Below are 17,976 nucleotides of genomic sequence, written 5' to 3' on the forward strand. Positions count from 1 at the left end.
TCAGGCCAGAATTTGCAGGCCGTTGCGTTCCACCAGTGACAGCAGTTTCATTGCGGCGGAGTTCGGTTGCGCTTCGCCGCGCTCCCATTTCTGCACCGCCTTTTTGCTGACGTTGAGATACAGGGCAAACACCGGCTGACTGACGTTTTCCCGTTCGCGCAGCGCGCGGATCTCGGCCGGCCCGAACTGTTTCACTGGCCGCAGGCACAGCATGTCGAAGGTGCGCATGGTCACGTCGTCGACGAAACCGCCGCGGTGCAGGCCCTGAACTTCCTGGTGGATCGATTTCAGCATCTTGCTCATAGTTGTAACCTTATTAATTCCCCGCAGTTGACCAGCTGATACAGTCTGAATGGTGAATAATCCAGATACAGCGCCGCCAAATGCCGCCAGGAAATTAACTCATCCTGATTGATGTTGTCTCTTTCGTTTTTGGCAAAGCCATACATGAAAAAGATCCTGCCTTCATCTGCCGTTGCGATTAATACCCGATACCCGCGCCGTTTTCCACTCCCCATCCGGGCGATGCGTTTTTTGTAAACGCAACCACCGAGATTGGCGTCGTACAACTGATTTTGCATCTCTCGCGCCGCTTTCACTATCGTGGCGTCACTGATGCGTTCGTCGCCGGCAAATGTCTGGAAGGCTTTTGTGAGATAAATGTCGGTCATTCACTCTCCGTGTGAAAATATACCCTTAATGGGTACAGATCAAGATGTTTAACGACCGAGCTAAGATGACGAAATAGGGAGTGATGGGGAACAGGCAAATATCCGTTCTGCGCAGCTTGGCGCATAACGTTAAGGGAATTCAGAAAGCGATAAAGAGAAAATGCGAGAGGGGGCCAGAACCGGGTAAACCCGCGCCCGGCGGTGTGCACACCGGGCGAAAGCAGGGGCGTTAGACGCCGATTTTTCTGCCGAGCAGGCTGCCGGCGTGCGACTGGCCGTCCGGGCCATACAGCGATTTATTGTTCTTGCTGAGGATCGCCAGCGCCTGAGCGTTGTGATCGATCTGCTGATTGAGCAGCAGGCCGTTGTGCTGGTTCTTCTCACGCAGCGTTTGGCTCAGCAGCTGCACGCGCTGCCAGCGATCGGCCAAAGGCGGATGGCTGGCGTAGGGGGCGCGTTGCCCGCAGGTTTTTTCCAGCCCCAGGCGCTGTTGCTCTAGGTAGGCGACCGTCGCCAACAGTTGGCTTTTGGCGTCGGTCACGCGTTGCAGCGCCACGCCCGGCAACTGACCGGAGCACAGTAAATGGTGTTCTTCCACCAGTACGCTGTCCAGCGCCGCCAGCGCTTCCAACAGTTTATCCAGCAGGTGTGCCAGGTTTTCCATAGTGATGACTTATCCTTTACCGCTATTCGTCGCCGCGTCGTCAGTCGCGCCCGGCGATCCATTGAATATCGCTCTGTGCGTCTTGCAGCAGCGCGTCGGCGATTTTGCCGGCGTCCATCTTCAGCTCGCCGTTACGGATCGCCTGTTTGATGGCCTCGACCCGACCCATATCGATATCCTGGGTGCCCGGCTGCATCAGGCGCGCCTGTGCCTCGCTCAGTTTGACCTGCGTGCCGCTGACGGCGGTTTCGGCCACGGCGGCTTTACGCGGCTGGAGCGGGTTGTCGGCCGGGGTTTCACGCGGCTGCACAGTGGAAACCGGCTGTAACCGCTGGGTGCGATCGATACTCATGGTCCATCTCCGTTTACGCCGTTACCGCGCGGGCGACGACGCTGCAATGAAAGTTTTTCGGCCCTGATGGCCAATAAAATGCTGCTTAATTTGTCTTATCGGCAGGGTTGGCGAAACCTTTACTTTTTTATAACGTAATGCGAATCATGCCGTCGTCCCCGACCACGCCGCTAACGATTTGCCCGGAGGCCATGCGCACGCGCACGCTGTCCTCGGCGGCGGCATTGTTCATCGCCTTGCCCGCACCGCTGATGTTGAACCCCTCGCCCTGTGCGGTCACCTGCACCGGCTGCCCAGCCTTGATCACCCAGGCGCGGCGCAGCATGGCGAGCGTCAGCGGCTGGCCGGGGCTGATATTGCGCAGGCTGACGGCGCCCAACGCTTTGCCAGGTTCGGTCAGTGCGCGCGGCGGCAGGGTATCGAGCCGGCCTTCCTTCAGCATCAGATCCGCCGTCGTCAAGTGGCTGCCGGCGCTGATGCCGCGCGCCGCAGTGAGATAGTGGCCAAATACCTGCACCTGCGTTTGAATAAAACGCCGCTCCTGGCCGCAGCGCGCCGAAATGCTGATATTGCCGCCGATCCGCGCGTTGGGCGGCAGCGACAGCTGCGGCAACTCGCAGGCCGGCCATTGGTTCGGCGGCGTGCGCACCAGCACTTTCACCTGCACCGGATCGCCGCTGAATTTACCTTTGATGAAGCTTTCGATTTGCATCGCCAGATCGTCGGCGCGCGCGTTCAGGCTGCACAACAGGCCGATAAGCAGCAGCATTTTACCTTTCATCGTCATCTTCTCAAGCGTCATCGGAATACGCGTAAGTGTACCCGCAGCGCGCGCAGGCTAAGCAGATAAATAGCGCCCCATTTTGCGTTTATTCCCGCGATAGGGTGGCGCAGGGGGCGTTTATGCTGTCGGCTCCAAATTCTAACCTCGCGGAGGGAGCATGCTCGACAAACTGGACGCGGCTCTGCGCTTTGGCCAAGAGGCGCTGAACTTGCGCGCCCAGCGGCAGGAAATTCTGGCCGCCAACATCGCCAACGCAGATACACCGGGTTATCAGGCGCGGGATATTGATTTCGCCAGCCAATTGAACAAGGTGCTGGAACAGGGGCGCGTCAGCGGCAACGGCATGGCGCTCAACCTAACGGCGGCGCGCCATATTCCGGCGCAAAACATGCAGCCGCCGCAGCTCGATCTGCTGTTCCGGGTGCCGGATCAGCCGTCGGTGGACGGTAACACGGTGGACATGGATCGCGAACGCACCAACTTTGCCGATAACAGCCTGAAATATCAGACCGACCTGACGCTGATCAACGGTCAGATCAAAGGGATGATGTCCGTGCTGCAACAAGGATAAGGCGCATGTCTTTACTGAATATTTTTGATATCTCCGGCTCGGCGTTATCGGCGCAATCCCAGCGCATGAACGTTAGCGCCAGCAACATGGCCAACGCCGACAGCGTGACTGGCCCGGATGGTGAACCTTACCGCGCCAAGCAGGTGGTGTTCCAGGTTGCCGCGGCGCCGGGGCAACCGACCGGCGGCGTGCGCGTTGCGCAGGTGGTGGACGATCCGGCGCCCGAGCGTCTGGTGTATCAACCGGGCAACCCGCTGGCGGACGCCAAGGGGTACGTGCGCATGCCGAACGTCGACGTGGTGGGAGAAATGGTCAACACCATTTCCGCGTCCCGCAGCTACCAGGCCAACGTCGAGGTGCTCAACACCACCAAGTCGATGATGATGAAAACCCTGACGCTGGGTCAGTAACCGGAGGATCCCATGGCTATCGCCGCAACCACTAACGAGTCGTTGGACGACACCGTCATCGGCAACAACAGCAAAAGCACCAACAGCCAGGATCTGCAAAACAGCTTCCTGACGCTGCTGGTGGCGCAGTTGAAAAACCAGGATCCGACCAATCCGATGCAGAACAACGAACTGACCTCGCAGCTGGCGCAGATCAACACCGTTCAGGGCATCGAAAAACTCAACACCACCCTGGGTTCGATCTCCGGCCAGATCAACAGCAATCAGTCGCTGCAGGCCAGCGCGTTGATCGGCCACGGCGTGATGGTGCCGGGCAACAACATTCTGGTGGGCAGCAAGGATGGCAAGGTCAGCACCACGCCGTTCGGCGTGGAACTGGAGCGCGCCGCCGATCAGGTGACCGCCACCATCACCAACGCCAGCGGGCAGGTGGTGCGCACTATCGACATCGGCGGTCTGACCGCCGGCGTGCACGCCTTCACCTGGGATGGTTCGCTGGATGACGGCACCACCGCGCCAGACGGTGCCTACAAAGTGGCCGTCAACGCCAAAGGCAACGGCGAGCAGTTGGTGGCGCGCAGCCTGCACTTCGGCCTGGTCAACGGCGTGATCCGCGACGGCAAAGGCGCCAAGCTGGATCTCGGCCTGGCGGGCAACGCCACGTTGGAAGACGTGCGACAGATCTTATAACCCTAAGCATCAGGCTCAATCGGACGATAGCCTGACCACTATTCGGAGAATAACATGGCCTTTTCTCAGGCAGTCAGCGGCTTGAACGCGGCAGCAACCAACCTGGACGTGATCGGTAACAACATCGCCAACTCCGCGACTGCGGGCTTCAAATCCGGCAGCGTATCCTTCGCCGACATGTTCGCCGGTTCGCAGGTGGGGCTGGGCGTCAAGGTGTCCGGCATCACCCAGAACTTCAAGGGTGGCACCACCACTGGCACCAGCCGCGCGCTGGATGTCGCCATCAACGGCAACGGTTTCTTCCGCATGCAGGATAAAGATGGCGGCATCTTCTATACCCGCAACGGCCAGTTCAAACTGGACGAGAACCGCAACCTGACCAACATGCAGGGTCTGCAGCTGACCGGTTACCCGGCGGCCGGTTCCCCGCCGACCATCCAGCAGGGCGCCAACCCGGTGCCGTTGAGCATTCCTGAAGGCATGATGAACGCCAAGGCGTCGACTTCCGGCGAGATGGTCGCCAACCTGAAGTCCACGCATAAAGTGCCGGAGAACAAGACCTTCGATCCGACCAAACAGGACAGCTACAACTACGTCAACACCATCACCGCCTACGACTCGCTGGGTAACGCGCACAACATCAACGCTTACTTCGTGAAGACCGATGACAACAAGTGGCAGGTCTACACCCAGGACGGCAGCGCGGCCCCGGTCGATGCCGGCACCATGGAGTTCAGCACCAGCGGCAACCTGGTCAAAACCACCAGCACCAACGGCACGCCGGGCGAGTTCAGCATGGTGATCCCGATGACTGCCAAAGACGGTGCGCCGGCGCAAAACTTCACCCTGAGCTTCGCCGGCAGCATGCAGCAGAACGTCGGCAGCGACTCGGTGAGCAAAGTGGCGCAGGACGGCTATGCCGCCGGTGAATACACCAACTTCCAGATCCGGGACGACGGCACCGTCGTGGGCATCTACTCCAACCAGCAGACCCAGGTGCTGGGCCAGATCGTGATGGCCAACTTCTCCAACCCGGAAGGGCTGGCGTCGCAGGGCGATAACGTTTGGCAGGAAACCGGCGCTTCCGGTCAGCCGCGCGTCGGTCTGTCGGGCGGCGGCGGCTTCGGTAAGCTGACCAGCGGCGCGCTGGAATCTTCCAACGTCGATCTGAGCCAGGAGCTGGTGAACATGATCGTCGCACAGCGTAACTACCAGTCCAACGCCCAGACCATCAAGACGCAGGACTCCATCCTGCAGACGCTGGTTAGCCTGCGCTAATAAGGCCGAGTTATGGATCACGCGATTTATACCGCGATGGGCGCGGCGCGCCAAACGCTGGAACAGCAGTCCATCACCGCCAACAACCTGGCCAACGCCTCGACGCCGGGTTTTCGCGCCCAGCTCGCCGCGTTGCGCGCGGTACCGGTTGACGGGCCAAGCCTGGCGACGCGTACTCTGGTGACGGCCTCGACGCCGGGCGCCGACATGAGCCAGGGGGCGTTGAACTACACGGCGCGCCCGCTGGACGTGGCGCTGCAGCAGGACGGCTTCCTGGCGGTGAGCCTGCCGGGCGGCGGTGAAGCTTATACCCGCAACGGTAATATTCAGGTTTCCTCCACCGGGCAGTTGACGGTGCAGGGCCTGCCGCTGATGGGCGACGGCGGCCCGATCGAAGTGCCGCCGTCGGCGGAGATCACTATCGCGGCCGACGGCACCATTTCGGCGCTGAATGCCGGCGATCCGCCGAACACCATTGCGCAGATCGGCCGCCTGAAGCTGGTGAAAGCCGATGCACGCGAAGTGATGCGCGGTGACGACGGTCTGTTCCGCCTGACGCCGGAAACCCAACAGCAGCGCGGCAATCAGTTGCAAAACGATCCGCAGGTGCGGGTGATGCCGGGCGTGCTGGAGGGCAGCAACGTCAAGCCGATGGAGACCATGGTCGACATGATCGCCAACGCCCGTCGTTTTGAAATGCAAATGAAGGTCATCCACAGCGTGGATGAAAACGAACAGCGTGCCAACTCACTGCTCTCGGTGAGCTAAGCAGCAAGGAAATAACCGATGATTCCATCCTTATGGATTGCCAAAACCGGTCTGGACGCGCAGCAGACCAACATGGACGTGATCGCCAACAACCTGGCGAACGTCAGCACCAACGGCTTCAAACGTCAACGTGCGGTGTTTGAAGATCTGCTGTACCAGACCATGCGTCAGCCGGGGGCACAGTCCTCCGAGCAGACCACGTTGCCTTCCGGCTTGCAGATCGGTACCGGCGTGCGTCCGGTGGCGACCGAGCGTCTGCACAGCCAGGGCAACCTGTCGCAGACCAACAACAGCAAAGACGTCGCCATCAAGGGGCAGGGGTTCTTCCAGGTGATGCTGCCGGACGGCACCCAGGCCTATACCCGCGACGGGTCGTTCCAGATCGACCAGAACGGCCAGCTGGTGACCTCCAACGGTTTCCAGGTGCAGCCGGCGATCACCATTCCGGCTAACGCGCGGTCTATCACCGTCGGCCGCGACGGCATCGTCAGCGTCACCCAGCAGGGGCAAACCGCCGCCCAGCAGGTGGGCCAACTGACGCTGACCACTTTCGTCAACGACAGCGGTCTGGAGAGCGTGGGCGAGAACCTGTATCAGGAAACCGAAAGCTCGGGCGCGCCGAACGAGAGCACGCCGGGGCTGAACGGCGCCGGTTTGCTGTATCAGGGTTACGTGGAAACCTCCAACGTCAACGTGGCGGAAGAGCTGGTCAACATGATCCAGACTCAGCGCGCTTACGAGATCAACAGCAAAGCGGTATCGACCTCCGATCAGATGCTGCAAAAGCTGACGCAACTGTAATCTGTCATTGACGGGCCCGGCATGCCGCGCCCGTCATTCTCTTTCGTGAAACAAAGGCGATACCCGTGGTAACCACATATTCGATGGCACTCCTGCCGCGGCAGGGACAACGCTGGCTGGCGGGAATGGTGATGCTGACGCTGAGCGGCTGCGCTTATATCCCGCACAAACCGCTGGTGGACGGCGTGACCACGGCGCAACCCGCGCCGGCCAGCGCGCCGATGCCGAACGGTTCGATCTTCCAGACGGTGCAGCCGATGAACTACGGCTACCAGCCGCTGTTTGAAGACCGCCGTCCGCGCAACGTCGGTGACACCCTGACCATCGTGTTACAGGAAAACGTCAGTGCCAGCAAGAGTTCCTCCGCCAACGCCAGCCGCAACGGCGCCAGCAAGTTCGGCGTTGCCACCTCGCCGCGTTATCTCGACGGCCTGTTGGGCAATGCGCGTGCCGATATGGACATTTCCGGCGACAGCACCTTCGGCGGCAAGGGCGGCGCCAACGCCAACAACACCTTCAACGGCACCATTACGGTGACGGTCAATCAGGTGCTGGTCAACGGCAACCTGCACGTGGTGGGGGAAAAACAGATCGCCATCAACCAGGGCACCGAATTCATTCGCTTCTCCGGCGTCGTCAACCCGCGCACCATCAGCGGCAACAACTCGGTCACCTCGACGCAGGTGGCGGACGCGCGTATCGAATACGTCGGCAATGGCTATATCAACGAAGCGCAGACCATGGGTTGGCTGCAGCGCTTCTTCTTAAATGTTTCACCGTTTTGAGTACAGGCTAGTTTACTTGCCATTTTGAGGTTGGGCCGTGCTCGGAAACGTCACGTACTGCGTGTACGCTCCGTTTCCTGCGCGCTGTTCGCCCTCAAACTGCCTGCGACAATAACGCCTTTTGGCTAAGGCGAATGAGGTTCCAATGACAAAAAAAATCCTGATGGCTTTGCTGATCGGAACGATGTGCCTGCCGGCGGCGGCGGAGCGCATTCGCGATCTGGTGACGGTACAAGGCGTGCGAGATAACGCCCTGATCGGCTACGGCCTGGTGGTGGGGCTGGACGGCTCCGGTGACCAGACCATGCAGACGCCGTTCACCACCCAAAGCCTGAGCAACATGCTGTCGCAGCTGGGCATTACCGTGCCGCCGGGCACCAACATGCAGCTGAAGAACGTGGCGGCGGTGATGGTGACCGCCAAACTGCCGCCGTTCTCGCGCGCCGGGCAGAACATCGACGTGGTGGTTTCTTCGATGGGCAACGCCAAGAGTCTGCGTGGCGGTACCCTGCTGATGACGCCGCTGAAAGGCGTGGATAACCAGGTCTATGCGCTGGCGCAGGGCAACGTGCTGGTGGGCGGTGCAGGCGCGGCGGCCGGTGGCAGCAGCGTGCAGGTCAACCAGCTGGCGGGCGGGCGCATCAGCAACGGCGCCACCATCGAGCGCGAACTGCCGACCACCTTCGGCAGCGGCGGGGTGCTCAATCTGCAGCTGAACGACGAAGACTTCACGTTGGCGCAGCAGATCAGCGACGCCATCAACCGCCAGCGCGGCGGCGGCACCGCCACACCGCTCGACGCCCGCACCATTCAGGTGCTGGTGCCGCAGGGCAACAGCTCTCAGGTGCGTTTCCTGGCGGAGATTCAAAACATCACCGTCAACGTCGGGGCGATGGACGCCAAGGTGATCATCAACTCGCGCACCGGCTCGGTGGTGATGAACCGCGACGTGATCCTCGATTCTTGCGCCGTCGCACAGGGCAACCTGTCGGTGGTGGTCGATCGGCAGAACACCGTCAGCCAACCGACGACGCCGTTCGGCGGCGGCCAGACGGTGGTGACCCCGAACACCCAGATCTCGATGCAACAACAGGGCGGATCGCTGCAGAAGGTGAACGCCAGCGCCAACCTGAACAATGTGATCCGCGCGCTGAACGCATTGGGCGCCACGCCGATCGATTTGATGTCGATTCTGCAGGCGATGCAGAGCGCCGGTTGCCTGCGCGCCAAGTTGGAAATCATCTGATGGCCGGCGATCTGATGGCGATGTCGGGCGCGGCCTATGACGCCCAGGCGTTGAATAGCCTGAAGCGCGACGCGGCGACCGACCCGCAGGGCAACCTGAAGCAGGTGGCGCAGCAGGTGGAAGGCATGTTCGTGCAGATGATGCTGAAAAGCATGCGCGCCGCCTTGCCGCAGGACGGGGTGTTGAGCAGCGACCAAACGCGGCTTTATACCTCAATGTACGACCAGCAAATCGCCCAGCAGATGTCGCAAAAAGGGCTGGGGCTGGCTGACATGATGGTCAAGCAGATGAGCAACGCCAATGTGGTGCCGAGCGAAACGGCGGGCATGTCGCCGATGGCGCTGGACAACGAGGTGCTGCAGACGCTGCCGAATCAGGCGTTGGAGCAGATGGTGCGCCGGGCGATGCCGAAGGCGCCGCCGGCCGCCGCGCCGATGTCGCTCAACAATGGCAATTTCGTCGCCCGCTTGTCGATTCCGGCGAAGGTTGCCAGCCAGCAGAGCGGCATTCCGCATCAGCTGATCGTCGCGCAGGCGGCGTTGGAGTCCGGCTGGGGCCAGCGCGAGATCCCGACCTCAGACGGTACGCCGAGCTACAACCTGTTCGGCATCAAGGCCGGCGGCAGCTGGAACGGACCGGTGACGGAGATCACCACCACCGAGTTCGAACAGGGCGCGGCGAAGAAGGTGAAGGCGAAGTTCCGCGTTTACGGTTCTTACGTCGAGGCGATCGCCGATTACGTCAAGCTGTTGACCAACAACCCGCGCTACGCCGATGTGGCCGCCGCGCGCAGCCCGGAACAGGCGGCGCATGCGCTGCAACGCGCCGGGTACGCCACCGACCCGCAGTACGCCAGCAAACTGGTCAGCGTGATTCAGCAGATGAAGAACGCGGGGGAGCAGGCGGTCAAGGCGTATACCCACGATCTGAAAGACTTGTTCTAAATCCCCGTCATTCTTGACGCCGCAGCGGCCTTGACTGCACAAGCTCGGCCCCGGTCACTTGGCTTAACCAAGCTCCCGGGGCCGCCCTTGCTTGCCGCCTTGCTGCGACGCCAATTATTTAGGGGATAGGCGGTAATGGAGGCTAGCTGGATGTTGACTGCATTGCCGCTTTTTTTCCTCAAGTTCTTCCCATTTTTGCCGATAACCGAGACAGGCTGAGCGAACAGGCTCAGCAGCTCAATTAAGAACTCTGTGGGCCACCGGCGCCGCAGCATAAGGAATTCCGATGTCCAATAGCTTAATCAATACCGCAATGAGCGGGCTGAATGCGGCTCAGGTGGCGCTCAGTACCGTCAGCAACAACATTTCCAACTACAACGTGGCGGGCTACAACCGCCAGACCGCGATCCTGGCGCAGAATGGCGGCATGGCCACCATGAGCGGCTTCATCGGCAACGGCGTGACCGTGACCAGCGTCAACCGCGAATACAACCAGTTCATCACCAACCAGCTGCGCGGCGCGCAAAGCGCGTTCGGGGCGCAAAACGCCTATTACGAGAAGATTTCGCAGATCGACAACCTGTTGGCGAGCAAGACCAACCCGCTGTCGACCAACATGCAGGATTTCTTCACCAACCTGCAGAACCTGGTGAGCAACGCCGGTGACGACGCCGCGCGCCAGACGGTGCTGGGCAAGGCCAACGGTCTGGTGAACCAGTTCAACAACACCGACAAATTCCTGCGTGACATGGACAACGGCGTCAATCAGCAGATCAGTGATACGGCGCAGCAGATCAACAGTTATAGCCAACAGATCGCCAAGCTGAACGACGAGATCACCCGTTTGCGCGGCAGCGCCGGCGGCGAGCCGAATGCGTTGCTGGATCAGCGCGACCAGATGGTCACTGAGCTGAACCAACTGGTGGGCGTACAGGTCACGCAACAGGACGGCGACGCTTATACCGTCTCCTTCGCCAACGGTTTGACCCTGGTGCAGGGCAGCAACACCTATCAGGTGGAAGCCGTGCCTTCCAGCAGCGATCCTTCCCGTTTGACCATCGGTTATAACCGCGGCAATGGCGCCAGCGAAGTGCCGGAAGGCCAGATCACCAGCGGCAGCCTGAGCGGCGTGCTGAAATTCCGCAGCGAAACGCTGGACGGCGTGCGCAATCAGCTGGGCCAGTTGGCGCTGGCGATGGCGGACAGTTTCAATCAGCAACACCGCGCCGGTTTCGATCTGCACGGCGATGCAGGCGGCGACTTCTTCAGCTTCAGCGGCGGCCGGGTGGTGGATAACACCCGCAACACCGGCGACGCGTCGCTGTCGGTCTCTTACACCGACACCGGCAAGGTGAAGGCCAACGATTATCGCGTCGAGTTCGACGGCAGCAACTGGCAGGTCAGCCGCCTGCCGGACAATGTGAAAGTCAACGCCACGCCGGGCACCAGCGCCGATGGCAAACCGACGCTGAACTTCGACGGGTTGGAAGTGAGCATCGACGGCAATGCGAAGGCCAAAGACAGCTTTACCGTGAAGCCGGTCAGCGACGTGGCGGGCAACCTGAAAGTGGCCATCACCGACTCGTCCAAGATCGCCGCCGCCGGTAAAGACGACAGCGGCCGCGGCGATAACGAAAACGCCAAGAAGCTGCTGGATCTGCAGACCAAAAACCTGGTGGACGGCAAGGCGACCCTGAGCGGCGCTTACGCCGGCATCGTCAGCGGCGTCGGTAACCAAACCGCTGCCGCCAAGGCTGTCGCCACTTCGCAGGCCAAGATCGTGAAGCAGCTGGGTGAGCAACAGCAGTCGATGTCCGGCGTCAACCTTGACGAAGAGTACGGTGAGCTGCTGCGTTTCCAACAGTACTACATGGCCAACGCGCAGGTGATTCAGACCGCCAGCTCGCTGTTCGATGCGCTGCTGAACATTCGTTGATTTCATTGTTAACCGGCGCCGATAACGGCGCCGGTCGCTCAGAGTAAGGAACCCACAGCATGCGCATGAGCACCAGCATGATGTACCAACAGAACATGAACGGCATCACGGGCAACCAGTCGCTGTTCATGAAGGCCGCCGAGCAGCTTGCTACCGGCAAGCGGGTGATCAACCCGTCCGACGATCCGCTGGCGGCGTCGCGCGCGGTGATGTTGTCGCAGTCGCAGGCGGAAAACAACCAGTACACGCTGGCGCGCACCTTCGCCCGTCAGAGCGTGTCGATGGAAGAGACGGTATTGTCCGGCGCGACCTCCACCATCGCGGACATGAAGTCGCTAATCGTCAGCGCCGGCGGCACCGAAAGCGATAACGACCGCCAATCGTTGGCCACCCAGCTGCAGGGGCTGAAAGATCAGCTGCTGAACCAGGCCAACAGCACCGACGGCAACGGCCGCTATATGTTCGGCGGGTATGTGAACGACCAGGCGCCGTTCGTCGACAACGGCGGTACCGTCAGCTATCAGGGCGGCGACAAGACGGTTCAGCAGAAAGTGGACGCCAACCGCACCATGACCATCGGCCATACCGGCAACGCGGTGTTCATGTCGTTGACCAGCAATCCTAAGCCCGAGCCGGACGGCAGCGCGCCGGTCAGCAACGTGTTCGAGAGCATCGATATCGCGCTGAACGCGCTGAAAACGCCGCTGCAGGGCGCCGACGACGCCACCAAGCAGCAGGTGAACGATGCGCTGGCGAAAGCCAACCGCGGCCTGGACAACTCCTACAACAACGTGCTGAGCGTGCGCGCCGAACTGGGCAGCCAGCTGCAGGAGATGGACCAGCTGGACGGCATCGGTAAAGAGCGCGATATGACCAACCAGGTCCAGATGAGCGCGTTGACGGACGCCGATCTGGCCGAGTCTATCTCGTCTTACTTTATGCAGCAGGCGGCGCTGCAGGCGTCGTATAAAACCTTCAGCGATATGCAGGGCATGTCGTTGTTCCAGATGAATCGTTAAGAGCAATACCCCGTTGCCGACCGCGACGGGTTTCCCTTTAGTGCGCTTAGAAAATGCCATCTCCGCTCCGCGGGGATGGAGGCTTCTTGAAACCGGGCGCACTCGTTTGGCGCGTCACTCGTTCTCCCACTACAGGCTGAGTGACGCGCCTTTTTTTGTCTGCGTTTTCCGCCAGTCACCTTATGCGTCAGCGGAAAGGCACGCCGCGGCCCGAATGTCTATTGCATTGGCCGCCAGCATTGCCGCCGCCGACCCGTTGCATTTCTTCTCTGGTAAGTTCTCTCAACATAGGTCGATCTCCTGTTAACGCTATCAAGCGTTATTTTATGGTTGTTATTTTCGATTTGAGAATTGCGGCTTTCATTTAGCAGCCACCGTATTGGCTTATAGAGGCACTCGGCCAACTTCAATGAGCCAAATAAAGTAAACGGGATGATGACGAAACTATCGACGTCAGGCGGCAGAACAAATAACCCCCAGGAGAAACCCAGCGTATTTAAAATAGTGCTCATGATCAAAATGGCGATCCCGCTGATGAATAAATCACTCAGCTGAAATTTTATTTTCATATTTACACCGATTATGTTTTAGTGAGGCCTGCAGCATGCTGGCTGCAAGGTTGTTTTCAATGTAACGCTGGGGAGGCAAGGTGGGAAATCGATTTTTCTTGTCAGTGAATAAATAACTGGTATGAGTAAGTTAAATAATTAATGCACTATTTTTAAATTTGGCGCAGCAGCCAGGGTGATGTGGCGCGTTATTCCATCCCCAAGAATAAAATACACAATGATTTGCCGGTGAATGATGAGTGTCGTTACCGGGCTGCCGATCCGGCGCAACGTCGAATGGCGTTGCAGAGACCGGATACGGGCGCAACCCGGAGTTTTTGCTGAAATCCGCAAGGGGTTATTTCTTTTTCTTCACCACTTTCCATTCGCCGCCGGCGACCGTATCGGAGAAGGACACTTTAAACTTGTTGCTTTTCCAGTGGGTCAAGCCGAATAACCGGCGTGCCTTGCGGTTGCTTTTCGCTTTAATCATGATGTCGCTCCTGTGGTTAGCAAAGGTCGATGCTGCGCCCTGCAGCCGGCAGGCGCCGGACGCATTTATTCAAGATGTGAATTATCAGCCGTGCATTAAAATAATGCCTGGTTGAATGTTGTTAATTTTATCGCTAACGAATAGACGGCTTCTAATGCTGTTTATTCATGAAATAGCGGAGTGCGATATTTCGTTACCGGATCTATTCTAGGTCGGAGTTTTTTTTATTCAAGCCGTGGGGGATATTTGAACCTTAATCTGGATAAAAGGCATTTCTCAGGCTTTTGTCCCAAGAAAGCGCGTTTATTGCCATTTTGTCTCATACGGAAGAAGGGAAGGTGGATTGAGGGAGCAGAAGATCAGAAGGTCATGCCGCCGACAACCGCCGCCAGCCGATCGAAGATTTCACCGAACAGATGCTCGCAGAACGGGGCCAGCATCGGCATCATCATACCCAGCGTCATGATGCCGAAGGTCATGGTGACCGGGAAACCGATCACGAACACCGACAGCTGCGGCGTCATGCGGTTGAGCAAGCCGAGCGCCATGTTCAGCGTCAACAGCAGGCAGATCAGCGGCAGCGCCAGCATCATGCCGTTGATGAAGATCAGCGAGCCGACCTGGGTCAGCACCAGGAAGCCGTTGCCGTTCAGCGGCTGCGTTTGGATAGGCAGGGTGTGGAAACTGTCCGCCAGCAGCGAAATCAGCCACAGATGGCCGTTGAAGCTGAGGAACAGCAGCATCGCCAGCAGGTTGAGCAGGCGCGCCAGCACCGGCATGTTCGGGCCGCCGCTGGGATCGAAGAAGGTGGCGAACGACAGGCCCATCTGCATGCCGATCACTTCGCCCGCCAGGCGCACCGCCGCGAAAGCGAACTGCATGGTTAATCCCAGCGCTGCGCCGATCAGAATCTGTTGAATCGCCAACCACAGGCCGGCGGCGGAGAAGATCGGGATATTGCTGGCGGGCAGCGTCGGCGCGATCAGGATGACGATCAGCCCGCCAAGGCCGATTTTGACCTTTTTGCTGATCTGCTTCTCGTTGAATATCGGCGCGGTGCTTATCAGCGCCAGAATGCGCAGCAGCGGCCAGAAATAGTGGCTGAGCCAGACGGTGAGCTGGGCGCTGTCGAAGGTGAGCACGGTCAGCCGATCAGGGTAGGCAGGTTGCTGAACAGGGTGCGCATGTAGTCCAGCAGCAGGTTCAACATCCAGGGGCCGGCGATGATGATGGTGGCCACCACCGCCAGAATTTTGGGGATGAACGACAGCGTCATTTCGTTGATCTGGGTGGCGGCCTGCAGCAGGCTGACCACCAGGCCGCTGATCAGCGCCGCCAGCAGCAGCGGGGCGGCCAGCGCCAGCGCCACTTTCATCGCCTCGGTGCCGAGCGCCATAACCGATTCAGGTGTCATCTCGTTCTCTCCGGCTGCGGGTTAGGAATAGAAGCTCTGGGCCAGCGAGCCGAGCAGCAGCTGCCAACCATCGACCAGCACGAACAGCATCAGTTTGAACGGCAGCGAGATGGTGGCCGGCGGTACCATCATCATCCCCAACGCCATCAGCACGCTGGCGACCACCAGGTCGATAATCAGGAACGGAATGAACACCGTGAAGCCGATCTGGAAGGCGGTCTTCAGTTCGCTGGTGACGTAGGCGGGCAGCAGGATGCGCATCGGCACCGCTTCCGGGCCGGCCAGCGGTGGCTGATTGGCCAGTCTGGCGTACAGCGCCAGATCGGTTTCGCGCGTTTGCCGCAGCATGAACTCGCGCAGCGGCTGCGCGCCTTTATCCAACGCGACGTCCAGGCTGACCTTGTCTTGACTAAACGGCAGATAGGCGTCCTGGTAGACCTTGTCGAACACCGGCGACATGATGAAGAAAGTCAGGAACAGCGCCAACCCCAGCATCACCTGGTTCGGCGGCGCCGACGGCGTGCCCAGAGCGTTGCGCAGCAGCCCGAGCACGATGATGATGCGGGTGAAGCTGGTCATCATCAACAGCATGGCGGGCAGGAAGGTCAGCGAGGTCAACAGCACCAGCGTCTGCACCGGCAGCGACCAGCTTTGGCCGCCGTTGGCCAGCGGCTGGCTGATTAGCCCCGGCAGTTGCGCGCCGGCCGCCGGGCTGATCAACAGCAGGGCGGCAGGAAGCCAAACCGCCGGACGGCGGATAAGGGAACGAAGAGTCGAGGTCATGCCGATTTTTCCGGGCGTTTCAGAACTTTTTGCATCAGTTGGCGGAAGTCCGCCGGCGTTGCGGTTTCGGCCGCGCCGGTGTCTTGCGGCGGTGCGGGCAGCGTATGCAGCGGCGTGATCTGCTGGGCGGTGACGCCCAATACCAGCAGGGTATTGTCGACTTCCACCACCACCACGCGCTCGCGCTGCCCGACCTGGCAGCTGGCGCGCAGGTTGAGCAGCTTGTTGTTGCGCGCCTGCGGGGCGAACCCCAGCCGACGGAACAGCCAACCGGCCAGCAGGATCAGCAGCAGAATGCCGCCGAGCGCACTGCTGACCTGCATCAACACCGAACCGGCCGGCAAGGCCGGCGCGGCAGGGTGTTGGATGCTTTGGACGGTAACGGGCGCCGCGGCGGTCATCAGCGGCTCAGTCGACGCATACGTTCGGACGGGGTGATGATGTCGGTGATGCGCACGCCGAACTTGTCGGCCACCACCACCACTTCACCTTGTGCGATCAGGTAACCGTTGATCAGGATATCCAGCGGTTCGCCGGCCAGGCCGTCCAGTGCCACCACCGAGCCTTGCGACAGGCGCAGCAGCTCTTTGATGGTCATCTTGGTGCGCCCCAGTTCCACGGTCAGTTTGACCGGGATGTCCAGGATCAGGTCGATATCCTGCAGGCTGCCGAGCGCATCCTGAGCTTCCAGCGACTTGAACACCCCTTCGGTGCTCGCGCCGGATTTCTCTGTCGACTGCTGCTCGTTAAACGCATCAGCCCACAGATCGTCTACGGATTCCTTTCCTTCGCCAGACGGTTGCTTAGGATCACTCATTGGGCTGTTCCTCACTCAGAGCATTCAAAATAGGGTTAATCAAATGTTCAACACGCAGGGCATATTGCCCGTTCAATGTGCCGTATTGGCTGGTCAGAACCGGTACGCCGTCCACATGGGCGATCAGGCGTTCCGGCTTGTCTATCGGTAATACATCGCCCGGCTGCAGCTTCAGGACTTTTGACAGCCGCATCGGGATATCGACGAAGTTGGCGATCAGCTCCAGTTCGGAGTGCTGCACCTGCTTCACCAGCGTTTCACGCCAGTGGCTGTCTTCCTGCCGCGAGTTTTCCAGCGGTGGGTTGGTCAACAGCTCGCGCAGCGGTTCGATCATCGCGAACGGAATGCAGATGTTGAACTCGCCGGTCAACGCGCCGATCTCCACCTGGAACGGCGTGGTGACCACGATATCGTTCGGCGAGGTGGTGATGTTGGTAAACTTCACCTGCATCTCGGCGCGCACGTATTCCACGTCGATTTTATAGATGGCGCTCCAGGCGTCGCCGTAGGCGTCCAGCGCCAGGCGCAGCATGCGTTTGATCACCCGTTGTTCGGTCGGGGTGAACTCGCGGCCTTCGACCTTGGTCGGGAAGCGGCCGTCGCCGCCGAACAGGTTGTCGACGGCGATAAACACCAGGCTCGGTGCGAACACGAACAGGGCGGTGCCGCGCAGCGGGTTCAGATGCACCAGGTTCAGGTTGGTCGGCACCGGCAGGTTGCGGGCGAACTCGTGATACGGCTGGATCTTGATCGGGCCGACGGTAATATCCGGGCTGCGACGCAGCAGGTTGAACAACCCCATGCGGAACTGCCGGGCAAAACGTTCGTTGATGATTTCCAGCGCGTGCAGACGCTCGCGCACCACGCGGCGCTGGGTGTTAGGATCGTAAGGCTTGACCTCGCTCTCTTTGCCGACCACCGCTTCGGGTTCATCACCCGCGCTGTCGCCGTTGAGCAAGGCGTCGATCTCTGCCTGTGAAAGAATGCTGTCGCCCATAGTGA

Annotated in this window: 23 protein-coding genes; 11 read left to right on the forward strand and 12 right to left on the reverse strand. The window is 60.0% G+C overall.

Going from position 1 to position 17,976, the window contains the following annotated elements:
- From BHU62_RS09710 to flgA, 5 genes are all read right to left on the reverse strand, one after another.
- On the reverse strand, window positions 1–303 hold the full coding sequence (locus tag BHU62_RS09710; RefSeq protein ID WP_073531727.1) for a helix-turn-helix domain-containing protein: 303 nt from the start codon (window positions 301–303) through the stop codon (window positions 1–3).
- Window positions 300–671 (reverse strand): type II toxin-antitoxin system RelE/ParE family toxin, encoded by a 372-nt coding sequence (locus tag BHU62_RS09715; protein WP_033647787.1) that lies wholly within the window; start codon window positions 669–671, stop codon window positions 300–302. The genes BHU62_RS09710 and BHU62_RS09715 overlap by 4 nt, the downstream gene beginning before the upstream one ends.
- 229 nt (window positions 672–900) lie before the next feature.
- Window positions 901–1,335 (reverse strand): flagella synthesis protein FlgN, encoded by a 435-nt coding sequence (locus tag BHU62_RS09720; RefSeq protein ID WP_073531728.1) that lies wholly within the window; start codon window positions 1,333–1,335, stop codon window positions 901–903.
- 40 nt (window positions 1,336–1,375) lie between these two features.
- Window positions 1,376–1,687 carry a flagellar biosynthesis anti-sigma factor FlgM gene (flgM, locus tag BHU62_RS09725; protein WP_019452957.1) on the reverse strand — a complete coding sequence of 104 codons (312 nt, stop codon included), beginning with the start codon at window positions 1,685–1,687 and terminating at the stop codon, window positions 1,376–1,378.
- A 127-nt stretch (window positions 1,688–1,814) separates the two neighbouring features.
- The gene (gene flgA, locus BHU62_RS09730) at window positions 1,815–2,468 is read right to left on the reverse strand and encodes a flagellar basal body P-ring formation chaperone FlgA (protein WP_073531729.1); all 654 of its coding nucleotides are present in this window, start codon (window positions 2,466–2,468) and stop codon (window positions 1,815–1,817) included.
- 160 nt (window positions 2,469–2,628) lie between these two features.
- On the opposite strand from flgA, the gene flgB reads away from it, so the two are divergent.
- The 11 genes from flgB to flgL all read left to right on the forward strand — a co-directional run bounded on the left by flgB (window position 2,629) and on the right by flgL (window position 12,919).
- Window positions 2,629–3,042 (forward strand): flagellar basal body rod protein FlgB, encoded by a 414-nt coding sequence (gene flgB / locus BHU62_RS09735; protein ID WP_073531730.1) that lies wholly within the window; start codon window positions 2,629–2,631, stop codon window positions 3,040–3,042.
- Between the two features lie 5 nt (window positions 3,043–3,047).
- On the forward strand, window positions 3,048–3,452 hold the full coding sequence (gene flgC / locus BHU62_RS09740) for a flagellar basal body rod protein FlgC (protein ID WP_004934826.1): 405 nt from the start codon (window positions 3,048–3,050) through the stop codon (window positions 3,450–3,452).
- A gap of 12 nt (window positions 3,453–3,464) precedes the next feature.
- On the forward strand, window positions 3,465–4,142 hold the full coding sequence (gene flgD / locus BHU62_RS09745) for a flagellar hook assembly protein FlgD (RefSeq protein ID WP_073531731.1): 678 nt from the start codon (window positions 3,465–3,467) through the stop codon (window positions 4,140–4,142).
- 54 nt (window positions 4,143–4,196) lie between these two features.
- The gene (flgE, locus tag BHU62_RS09750; protein WP_073531732.1) at window positions 4,197–5,420 is read left to right on the forward strand and encodes a flagellar hook protein FlgE; all 1,224 of its coding nucleotides are present in this window, start codon (window positions 4,197–4,199) and stop codon (window positions 5,418–5,420) included.
- A gap of 12 nt (window positions 5,421–5,432) precedes the next feature.
- Window positions 5,433–6,188 (forward strand): flagellar basal body rod protein FlgF, encoded by a 756-nt coding sequence (locus BHU62_RS09755; protein WP_073531735.1) that lies wholly within the window; start codon window positions 5,433–5,435, stop codon window positions 6,186–6,188.
- A gap of 18 nt (window positions 6,189–6,206) precedes the next feature.
- Window positions 6,207–6,989, forward strand: coding sequence for a flagellar basal-body rod protein FlgG (gene flgG / locus BHU62_RS09760; RefSeq protein ID WP_073531737.1), 783 nt, complete (start codon window positions 6,207–6,209; stop codon window positions 6,987–6,989).
- An 83-nt stretch (window positions 6,990–7,072) separates the two neighbouring features.
- The gene (gene flgH / locus BHU62_RS09765; protein ID WP_073531739.1) at window positions 7,073–7,774 is read left to right on the forward strand and encodes a flagellar basal body L-ring protein FlgH; all 702 of its coding nucleotides are present in this window, start codon (window positions 7,073–7,075) and stop codon (window positions 7,772–7,774) included.
- A gap of 145 nt (window positions 7,775–7,919) precedes the next feature.
- Window positions 7,920–9,020 (forward strand): flagellar basal body P-ring protein FlgI, encoded by a 1,101-nt coding sequence (locus BHU62_RS09770; protein ID WP_073531748.1) that lies wholly within the window; start codon window positions 7,920–7,922, stop codon window positions 9,018–9,020.
- On the forward strand, window positions 9,020–9,964 hold the full coding sequence (gene flgJ, locus BHU62_RS09775; protein WP_073531749.1) for a flagellar assembly peptidoglycan hydrolase FlgJ: 945 nt from the start codon (window positions 9,020–9,022) through the stop codon (window positions 9,962–9,964). The genes BHU62_RS09770 and flgJ overlap by 1 nt, the downstream gene beginning before the upstream one ends.
- Window positions 9,965–10,250: 286 nt before the next feature.
- The gene (flgK, locus tag BHU62_RS09785; protein ID WP_073531753.1) at window positions 10,251–11,900 is read left to right on the forward strand and encodes a flagellar hook-associated protein FlgK; all 1,650 of its coding nucleotides are present in this window, start codon (window positions 10,251–10,253) and stop codon (window positions 11,898–11,900) included.
- 59 nt (window positions 11,901–11,959) lie between these two features.
- The gene (flgL, locus tag BHU62_RS09790; RefSeq protein WP_073531800.1) at window positions 11,960–12,919 is read left to right on the forward strand and encodes a flagellar hook-associated protein FlgL; all 960 of its coding nucleotides are present in this window, start codon (window positions 11,960–11,962) and stop codon (window positions 12,917–12,919) included.
- 906 nt (window positions 12,920–13,825) lie between these two features.
- On the opposite strand, the gene sra is transcribed toward flgL, so the two are convergent.
- The 7 genes from sra to fliM all read right to left on the reverse strand — a co-directional run bounded on the left by sra (window position 13,826) and on the right by fliM (window position 17,971).
- Complete coding sequence (gene sra / locus BHU62_RS25310) at window positions 13,826–13,960, reverse strand: stationary-phase-induced ribosome-associated protein (RefSeq protein WP_088776047.1); 135 nt, start codon at window positions 13,958–13,960, stop codon at window positions 13,826–13,828.
- Between the two features lie 359 nt (window positions 13,961–14,319).
- Window positions 14,320–15,102 carry a flagellar biosynthetic protein FliR gene (gene fliR / locus BHU62_RS09800; protein WP_073531838.1) on the reverse strand — a complete coding sequence of 261 codons (783 nt, stop codon included), beginning with the start codon at window positions 15,100–15,102 and terminating at the stop codon, window positions 14,320–14,322.
- Window positions 15,103–15,104: 2 nt separating this feature from the next.
- On the reverse strand, window positions 15,105–15,374 hold the full coding sequence (fliQ, locus tag BHU62_RS09805; RefSeq protein WP_004934803.1) for a flagellar biosynthesis protein FliQ: 270 nt from the start codon (window positions 15,372–15,374) through the stop codon (window positions 15,105–15,107).
- Between the two features lie 21 nt (window positions 15,375–15,395).
- On the reverse strand, window positions 15,396–16,157 hold the full coding sequence (gene fliP / locus BHU62_RS09810) for a flagellar type III secretion system pore protein FliP (RefSeq protein WP_073531839.1): 762 nt from the start codon (window positions 16,155–16,157) through the stop codon (window positions 15,396–15,398).
- Window positions 16,154–16,558 (reverse strand): flagellar biosynthetic protein FliO, encoded by a 405-nt coding sequence (fliO, locus tag BHU62_RS09815; RefSeq protein WP_073531840.1) that lies wholly within the window; start codon window positions 16,556–16,558, stop codon window positions 16,154–16,156. The genes fliP and fliO overlap by 4 nt, the downstream gene beginning before the upstream one ends.
- Entirely contained in the window at window positions 16,558–16,974 is a 417-nt protein-coding gene (gene fliN / locus BHU62_RS09820) for a flagellar motor switch protein FliN (RefSeq protein ID WP_038876868.1), read from the reverse strand. Before fliN ends, fliO begins: the two co-directional genes overlap by 1 nt.
- Window positions 16,967–17,971: a flagellar motor switch protein FliM gene (fliM, locus tag BHU62_RS09825; protein ID WP_004934798.1), complete on the reverse strand. Its 1,005-nt coding sequence runs from the start codon at window positions 17,969–17,971 to the stop codon at window positions 16,967–16,969. The genes fliN and fliM overlap by 8 nt, the downstream gene beginning before the upstream one ends.
- Between the last annotated feature and the right edge of the window lie 5 nt (window positions 17,972–17,976).

Source organism: Serratia marcescens, from assembly GCF_001902635.1.
Classification (GTDB): domain Bacteria; phylum Pseudomonadota; class Gammaproteobacteria; order Enterobacterales; family Enterobacteriaceae; genus Serratia; species Serratia marcescens_F.